At 69.3% G+C, this 7,743-nt stretch carries 7 protein-coding genes; 4 read left to right on the top strand and 3 right to left on the bottom strand.

Annotated elements, in window-relative coordinates; translation table 11 throughout:
• Both V7D28_RS11970 and V7D28_RS11965 read left to right on the top strand, forming a co-directional pair.
• The coding region (locus V7D28_RS11970; protein WP_333587610.1) for a glycosyltransferase at positions 1 to 368 on the top strand (368 nt) is incomplete at its 5' end.
• A 113-nt stretch (positions 369 to 481) separates the two neighbouring features.
• Positions 482 to 2,281, top strand: a complete 1,800-nt coding sequence (locus V7D28_RS11965) for a DUF885 domain-containing protein (protein ID WP_333587609.1) — start codon at positions 482 to 484, stop codon at positions 2,279 to 2,281.
• 65 nt (positions 2,282 to 2,346) lie between these two features.
• Here V7D28_RS11965 and phnE read toward each other — a convergent pair whose 3' ends face one another.
• Genes phnE through phnC form a run of 3 tightly spaced genes read right to left on the bottom strand, consistent with a single transcriptional unit; the run spans position 2,347 to position 5,051 of the window.
• Positions 2,347 to 3,159 carry a phosphonate ABC transporter, permease protein PhnE gene (gene phnE / locus V7D28_RS11960; protein WP_442957935.1) on the bottom strand — a complete coding sequence of 271 codons (813 nt, stop codon included), beginning with the start codon at positions 3,157 to 3,159 and terminating at the stop codon, positions 2,347 to 2,349.
• Between the two features lie 39 nt (positions 3,160 to 3,198).
• Positions 3,199 to 4,260 (bottom strand): phosphate/phosphite/phosphonate ABC transporter substrate-binding protein, encoded by a 1,062-nt coding sequence (gene phnD, locus V7D28_RS11955; RefSeq protein ID WP_333587608.1) that lies wholly within the window; start codon positions 4,258 to 4,260, stop codon positions 3,199 to 3,201.
• A complete protein-coding gene (phnC, locus tag V7D28_RS11950) occupies positions 4,257 to 5,051 on the bottom strand; it encodes a phosphonate ABC transporter ATP-binding protein (protein ID WP_333587607.1) in 795 nt (264 codons plus the stop codon). Before phnC ends, phnD begins: the two co-directional genes overlap by 4 nt.
• A gap of 276 nt (positions 5,052 to 5,327) precedes the next feature.
• On the opposite strand from phnC, the gene V7D28_RS11945 reads away from it, so the two are divergent.
• Both V7D28_RS11945 and V7D28_RS11940 read left to right on the top strand, forming a co-directional pair.
• Positions 5,328 to 6,584, top strand: a complete 1,257-nt coding sequence (locus V7D28_RS11945) for a type III PLP-dependent enzyme (protein WP_333587606.1) — start codon at positions 5,328 to 5,330, stop codon at positions 6,582 to 6,584.
• Positions 6,585 to 6,688: 104 nt separating this feature from the next.
• Positions 6,689 to 7,743 (top strand): 1,9-bis(guanidino)-5-aza-nonane synthase (locus tag V7D28_RS11940; RefSeq protein ID WP_333587605.1); only part of this gene is annotated, 1,055 nt, incomplete at its 3' end.

Below are 7,743 nucleotides of genomic sequence, written 5' to 3'. Positions count from 1 at the left end.
ACTTCGCCTGCGCCGACGTCTTCGTCTTCCCCTCGCTCACCGACACCTTCGGCCTGGTGATCCTGGAGGCCATGGCCTCGGGCACGCCGGTGGCGGCCTATCCGGCGCCCGGCCCCATCGACATCATCCCGGGCTCCGGCGCGGGCGTGCTGGCGGCCTCGGCCACCGAAGGGTTGAAGGAGGCCTGCATGGAGGCGCTCGCCCTGGACCGCAAGGCGGTGCGCGCCTTCGCCGAGACCTTCTCCTGGAAGGCCTGCGCCGAGGACTTCGTGCGCAATCTCCAGCCCTATCCCGAACCGGAAAAGACCCGCTTCTGGCGCCGACTGCGCCGCCTGGCCCGCGTCCGCCGCCGCCCTAAGGTGGCCTGAGGCCCCGCAGGCGGCCCGCTGCGCTTCGACCAACCCAGCTTGCCCGCGGGGAGGGCCTGGCCGAAAGTGCCTCGGCGCCGGCCGTTTCGGCGCATGCGCCGGGAAAGATCGCCATGCCCCTTCTGCTCGACCGCCGCCTGCTCATAACCTTCGGGGTCGCCGCCGCCCTGCCGCTGGGCGCCGCCCGCGCCCAGGTCGCCCCGCCAATCCCGGCGCAGAGCGCCGCCGACGCCGACTTCGACGCGCTCGCCGCGGCCTGGCTGGAGAGCGCCCTGCGGGGCAGCCCCATCACCGCCACCCTCTGGGGCGATCACCGCTTCGATCACCAGCTGGACGACCTGACGCCGCAGGGCTGGGCCGCCCGGCGGGACGCGGCCGCGGGCCTGCTGGAGCGGCTGTCGGCCCTTCCGGCCGCGCAGCTTTCGCGCGAGCGCCAGGTGGACGCCGCCATCCTGCGCAACACCCTGGCCGGGGACGTCTGGACCCACGACACCCTGCAGGCCCACCGCTGGGACCCGCTGATCCACCAGTCCCTGGCCGGCTCCGCCCTCTACGGCCTCATCGCCCGGGACTTCGCCCCCCTGCCCGAACGCCTGGCCTCGGCCACGGCGCGGCTGGAGGGTTTTCCCGCCCTGCTGGGGGAGATCCGCGCCAGCCTGACGCCGGAGCGGGTTCCGCAGATCCACGCGCAGACCTATGCCGGCCAGAACGCCGGCCTGAGAAGCCTCGTGGACCTGCTGCTGGCCGAAGACGCCGTCCTGGACGCCGCAGGCCGGGCGGGTCTGCGGCAAGCCGCCGAGCGCGCCCAGGCCGCCATCGCCGAGCACCAGGCCTGGATCGACGACGTCCTGGTCCCGCAGGCGCAAGGGGAGTGGCGCCTGGGGGCGGACCTCTATGACGCCAAGCTGCGCTTCGCCCTGGACAGCGACCTCTCCCGCGACCAGATCAAGGCCGACGCCGAGCGGGCGCTTCGCGAGGTGCGCGGGCGCATGTACGCCCTGTCCCGGCAGATCCTGGCCGGCGACCCTGAGGCGCCGCCCACCCCTGAGACCCCGACGCCGGACGAGCAGCAGGCCGCCATCGCCGCGGCCCTGGAGCAGGTCTATGCCGACCGCGCCACGCCAGAGACGCTGATCGCCACGGCCCAGGCCAAGCTGGACGCCGCCATCGCCTTCGTGGCCAGCCATCCCATCGTCACCCCGCCCGCCGAGCCGGTGCAGCTGGTCCTGACGCCGGAGTTCCAGCGCGGGGTGGCCGTGGCCTATTGCGATCCGCCCGGACCGCTGGATCGGGACCTGCCCACCTTCTACAAGCTCTCGCCCATCCCGGAGAGCTGGAGCGCCGAACAGGCCGACTCCTTCCTGCGGGAATACAACAACTGGACCCTGGAGGGGCTGACCGTGCACGAGGGCACGCCGGGCCACTACCTCCAGCTCGCCCACTCCAACCGCCACCCCTCGGTGCTGCGCTCGGTCCTGTGGTCGGGGACCTTCGTGGAGGGCTGGGCCTGCTATGCCCAGGACATCATGGTCGAGGCCGGCCACCGGGACGGTCATCCCCTCTATGAACTGGCCAATCTGAAGTTCCTGCTGCGGGTGATCACCAACGCCATCCTCGACATCGGCGTCCACACCGAAGGCTGGGACGAGGCCCGGGCCATGCATCTGATGACCCATGACGCCTTCCAGCAGGAGCGCGAGGCCGCCGGCAAATGGACCCGGGCGCGGGTCTCCTCCGCCCAGCTGCCCACCTATTTCGTCGGCTGGGAGGAACACTGGGCCCTGCGGCGCGAGGCGCAAGGCCGGGCCGGGGCCGACTTCGACATGAAGGCCTATCACGACCGCCTGCTCAGCTTCGGCTCGCCGCCCGTGCGCCTGGCGCGTCAGCTGATGTTCGATCTGCCCGTGGCGTGAGGCTCTAAACTCAAAGACTTGAGCGCATTTCGATCCGATAACCGGTTCCCACTTATCGGAACGCGCTAAATCAGCCGCGAGCGGATCGCCTGGGACAGAAGGTCGATCAGGGTCACGGCGACCACGATCACCACGGCGATGGCGGCGACCCGCGAATAGGCGAAGCTGTTCAAGCTATCGAACAGGATCTGGCCGATGCCGCCGGCCCCGATCAGGCCCAGGATGGTGGCCGCGCGGCTGTTGGATTCGAACCGGTAGAGGGCATAGGAGGTCCAGAGCGGCGCCACCTGGGGAATGACCCCCCAGGCGATCTCCTGCAGCTTGTGGGCGCCGGTGGCGCGGACCCCTTCCACCGGGCCCTTGTCGATGGACTCCACGGCCTCGGAAAACAGCTTGCCCAGCACGCCGCCGGTGTTGAGGGCCAGCGCCATCACCCCGGCGAAGGGGCCCAGGCCCACGGCCACCACGAAGACCATGCCGATCACCAGGTCCGGCACCGAGCGCAGGATGTCCATGACCCGGCGCACCGGCCACTGGATGGCCGCCGGCGCGATGTTGCGCGCGCCGAGCAGGCCCAGCGGCACCGCCAGGAAGACCGCCAGCGCCGTGCCCCACATGGCCATCTGGATGGTCAGCCACATCTGGGCGATGAAGAAGGGCAGCAGGTCGAAGTCCGGGTTCAGGAAGGCCTGGCCGAACAGCCGCATATTGTCCGAGCCGGAGAACAGGCGCGGGAATTTCCAGATCTCCGCCGGGGCGAAGCTGGCGATCAGCACCGCGGCGATGCCGCCCCACAGGCAGAGATCGAAGGCCAGCTGGCCCAGGGGCCGGGCGGGCGGCTTGAGGGCCGGGGCGCCGGCCGGCGCGGTTTGGGTCACGGGACTTGGCCTCTGGGCTCGGGGGATCGGGCGCGGGGCTTAAGGGGCGGCCGAAGCGGGCGGATCGGCCAGCGCGCCGGCGCGGGCCTCCAGGGCCTCGCGCTCGGCCCGGACGGCGTCCAGGGCGGCCTCGGCCTGGGCGATGCGAGCCGCGTCGCCGCTGTTGCGGGCGGCCAGCAGAGCTTCGGTGGCCTCCATCTCGCGCACCGGGATCAGGTGGGTGGCGTCGGCCGGCAGGAAGCCGCCGATGGAGATGGCCGACAGCAGTTCCCGCTGACGCTGGGCCTCGGGGGAGTCGCCCTTGCCATAGGTCAGGAAGAACTGGCGCAGCTTTTCCTTCACCGCCGGGTCCAGGTTCTTGCGCCACACGATGGGGTCCTCGGGCAGCTTGGGAGATTCCCAGATGACCCGGATCTTGTCGCTCACCGTGGGCTGACCGTTGGCGCGGTTCTGCTCGTCGCGGATCACCTGCAGGCGGATGGCGGTGGAGTTGTTGGTGGCCACGTCCAGCACGCCGTTGGCCACGGCGAACAGATTGGCCTGGTGATTGGCCGCCCGGACCTGGGCGAAGCACCGTTGCGGGTCCACCCCGGCGGGCGCGAACAGATAGGTCATGGGCGCCAGCGTGCCCGAGGTGGACTTGGCGTCGCCGATGCCGAAGTTCAGCCGCCGGTCGCAGCGCATCACGTCCTCGAGCGTCACGTTCGAGCTGGCCGGGACGATGATCACCGAGCGATAGCCGTCTTCGCCGGAAGGATCGAAAGTGCGGGCGAACACCTCGGCGTCGGCCCGCCGCACGGCCTCCAGCCCCGAGAGGTTGGAGAACCAGCCCACATCGGTCTGGCCGAAGCGCAGGGCCTCAATGAGCGCGGTGTAGTTGGACCCGTAGAAGGGCTTCACCGGAATGCCGATCTCTTCCTCCATGTCGCGGAGGATCGGGTTCCAGAAGGTCTCCAGGCTCGAGGAGTTCTCGGTGGCCAGGATGGAGAAGTTGATCACCTCCGGCTGGTCGGAGGCCGAACCCTGGCGTTCGCCGCAGGCGGCGAGGCCCAGCGCGAGGGCGGCGGAAAGGCCCGCGGCCAGAAGGCTGCGACGGATCATTGCGGGGCTCCTTCCCAGAAGACGTCCTCGAACTCGGGGCCGTAGATGTCGATGAGCTGCTTGCGGGTCAGGCCCTGGGCCGGACCGTCATAGACGATCTGGCCGGCCTTCAGCGCCACCACGCGATCACAGTAGCGCATGGCGTAGTCCACCTGGTGCAGGGTGACGATCAGGGTCAGGCCGTCGGTGCGGTTGAGGTCGCGCAGGATCTCCATGACCCGGCGCGCGGAAACAGGATCGAGGGAGGCCACCGGCTCGTCGGCCAGGATGATCTTGGCCTTCTGCACCAGGGCGCGGGCGATGGCCGCCCGCTGCTGCTGGCCGCCCGACAGGGTCCCGGCCCGCTGGCCGGCGTATTCGGCCACGCCGACCCGGGCGAGCGCGGCCATGGCCGCCTGCTTGGTCTCCGCCGGCCACAGACCCAGCAGGCCGCGGATGAAGCCGATGCGCCCCAGCGACCCCAGGGCCACATTGGTGAACAGGGGCAGCCGGCCCACCAGGTTGAACTGCTGGAAGATCATGCCCACCCGGATGCGGGTGCGGCGCACCTTGCGGTCCACCCGGCCCTGGGCCTGGACCTGGTCGCCGAAGGCGTCGATCCGGCCGGCGCCCTTGTCGATGGGGGCCAGGCCGCTGATGGCGCGGAGCAGGGTCGATTTGCCCGACCCGGACGGGCCGATCAGGGCGATCATCTCGCCACGGGCCACATCGAGAGAGACCCCGTCCAACGCGCGGCGGGACCCGAAACTCTTCGACACTTGGCGCACCGACAGGACGGCGGCGTCAGTCATGGATGGCGTACGATCCCCAAGGCGAGACGGCGAGCGGACACATAGCAGGGTGTGATCGCCCATCCGCACGATGGTTTCATGACATGGGGGCGAGACCGGGTCCAGCATGGCGCGACGTGGCCGGGGGCCGCAGGGGCCTGCGCGAAAAAAAGTCGGGGGACCAGGGGTTTACATCGGGTCGGCTTGCCACTATTTCGCACGGCTCCGGCGGACCCCGTTGTCCTATGCGTTGCTAACGCCGGATTGGGTTCAACAATCTGTTGGGGGTTGCGTGAGGTGCATACGTACCATACGCCCCTGGACCTGGTCCGTGAGCGGTCACCGGAGCGTCCCGTCGCCTTTGCGCGACCGGATGCTGTGGCCCTAGCGGCCCGCTGGTTCCAGGAAAACTTTAAAGGCGACGTCTTCTACGCGGTGAAGGCCAATCCTTCGCCCTGGGTCATCGAGACCCTGGCGGCGAACGGCGTGCGGTCCTTCGACGTGGCGAGCCTGCCTGAGGTCGAGCTGGTCTCCCAGCTCGTGCCCGGCGCGCGCATGGCCTTCATGCACCCGGTGAAGAGTCGCCGGGCGATCTCGGCCGCCTATTTCGACCATGGGGTGCGGACCTTCTCCCTCGACACCCATGAGGAGCTGGCCAAGATCCTGGACGCCACCGGCCAGGCCAAGGACCTGAACCTGATCGTGCGCCTGGGCGTCGCCGCCGAGGGCGCGGCCTATTCCCTGGCCGGCAAGTTCGGGGTGGACGCCTTCGAGGCGCCGGCCCTGCTGCTGGCCGCCCGCCGGGCCACCCACGAGCTGATGGGCGTCTCCTTCCATGTGGGCAGCCAGTGCATGCGGCCCACCGCCTTCCAGGCGGCCATGACCCAGGCCTCCCGCGCCCTGGTGCGGGCCGGCGTGTTCGCCGATGTGGTGGATGTGGGCGGGGGCTTCCCCTCGGTCTATCCGGGCATGGTCCCGCCGTCCCTGGCCGACTACATGGACTCCATCGACCGGGGCTTCTCGGAGATGATGGTCCATGAGACCACCGAGCTTTGGTGCGAGCCGGGCCGCGCCCTGGTGGCGGAGTCGTCCTCGGTCCTGACCGCGGTGGAGCTGCGCAAGGGCGACGCCCTCTATCTGAACGACGGCTCCTACGGCAGCCTGTTCGACGCCACCCACACCAAGTGGCCCTTCCCGGTGAAGCTCATCCGCCGCGAGGCGGACGGCTCGGCCCGCGAGGTGGACGGCCCGCTGAAGCCCTACCGCTTCTACGGCCCCACCTGCGACTCCCTCGACCACATGCCCGGCCCCTTCTGGCTGCCGGAGGATGTGCGCGAGGGCGACTATGTCGAGATCGGCATGCTGGGCGCCTACGGGGTGGCCATGAACACCCGCTTCAACGGCTTCGGCGACACCGAGACCGTGGTGGTGAAGGACCCGCCCATGGCGTCGATGTACGGCCTGGCCCGGCGCTCCATTCCCCTGCCGCGGCCGGAAAGCCAGAATGTCGTCAAGCTGTCGCGCGCCCGCGGCAAGAAACGTCGTCGGCGCTAAACGCGTTTAGAGTCCAGACCTTCTTAAGGCGCGGCCGGTCGCTCCGTCCCGGCCGCGCCTCAATTCCTTTTGGACGGGCGCTCAAACTCTAGGGATTTCAGAGAATGAACGCTGAGGTTCAGTCCAACCGCAAGGCCGAGCTGCTGTCCTCCACGGTCGAGCATGTGGCCATCGACCAGTACGACGCCCGCCCCGTCATCGACGCCATGCGTCAGATGAGCTTCACCAGCCGCGACACCGCCCGGGCCGCCGACATCTTCTCCATGGCCCTGGAAGACGCCGGCTGCTCCACCTGGCTGACCCTGGCGGGCTCCACCAGCGCCGGCGGCTGCATGCACATCTACCGCGACATGGTGAAGTACGGCCTGATCGACGCGGTGGTCTCCACCGGCGCCTCCATCGTTGACATGGATTTCTTCGAGGCCCTGGGCTTCAAGCACTATCAGGCCAAGGAGCCGGTGGACGACCGCGACCTGCGCGCCCTCTATATCGACCGAATCTACGACACCTATATCGACGAGGAAGACCTGCAGGCCTGCGACGCCCTGATCAAGGACATCGCCGACCAGCTGGAGCCCCGCCCCTATTCCTCTCGCGAGTTCATCTATGAGATGGGCAAGTGGCTGGCCGCCGGGAACGCCAAGAAGCCCGACAGCCTGATCGAGGTGGCCTATCGCGAAGGCGTGCCGATCTTCTGCCCGGCCTTCACCGACTCCTCGGCCGGCTTCGGCCTGGTCAAGCATCAGGTGGAGCGGATGAAGGCGGGCAAGCCCTATCTGACCATCGACTCCATCGCCGACTTCCGCGAGCTCACCGACATCAAGATCGCCGCGGGCACCACGGGCCTGTTCATGGTCGGCGGCGGCGTGCCGAAGAACTTCGCCCAGGACACGGTGGTCTGCGCCGAGATCCTCGGCGAGGAAGTCGACATGCATAAATACGCCGTCCAGATCACGGTGGCCGACGTGCGCGACGGCGCCTGCTCGTCCTCGACCCTCCAGGAGGCCTGCTCCTGGGGCAAGGTGGACGTGACCTGGGAACAGATGGTCTTCGCCGAGGCCACCACCGTGGTCCCCCTCATCGCCTCGGACGCCTGGCACCGGGGCTCCTGGAAGAGCCGCGAACGCCGCCGCTGGAACAAGCTCTTCGAAAAGAAGGC

The organism is Phenylobacterium sp. (assembly GCF_036723115.1).
Lineage (GTDB): Bacteria > Pseudomonadota > Alphaproteobacteria > Caulobacterales > Caulobacteraceae > Phenylobacterium.
Note: the sequence above shows the minus strand (reverse complement) of the source record. Positions and strands in the feature narration are given on the sequence as shown.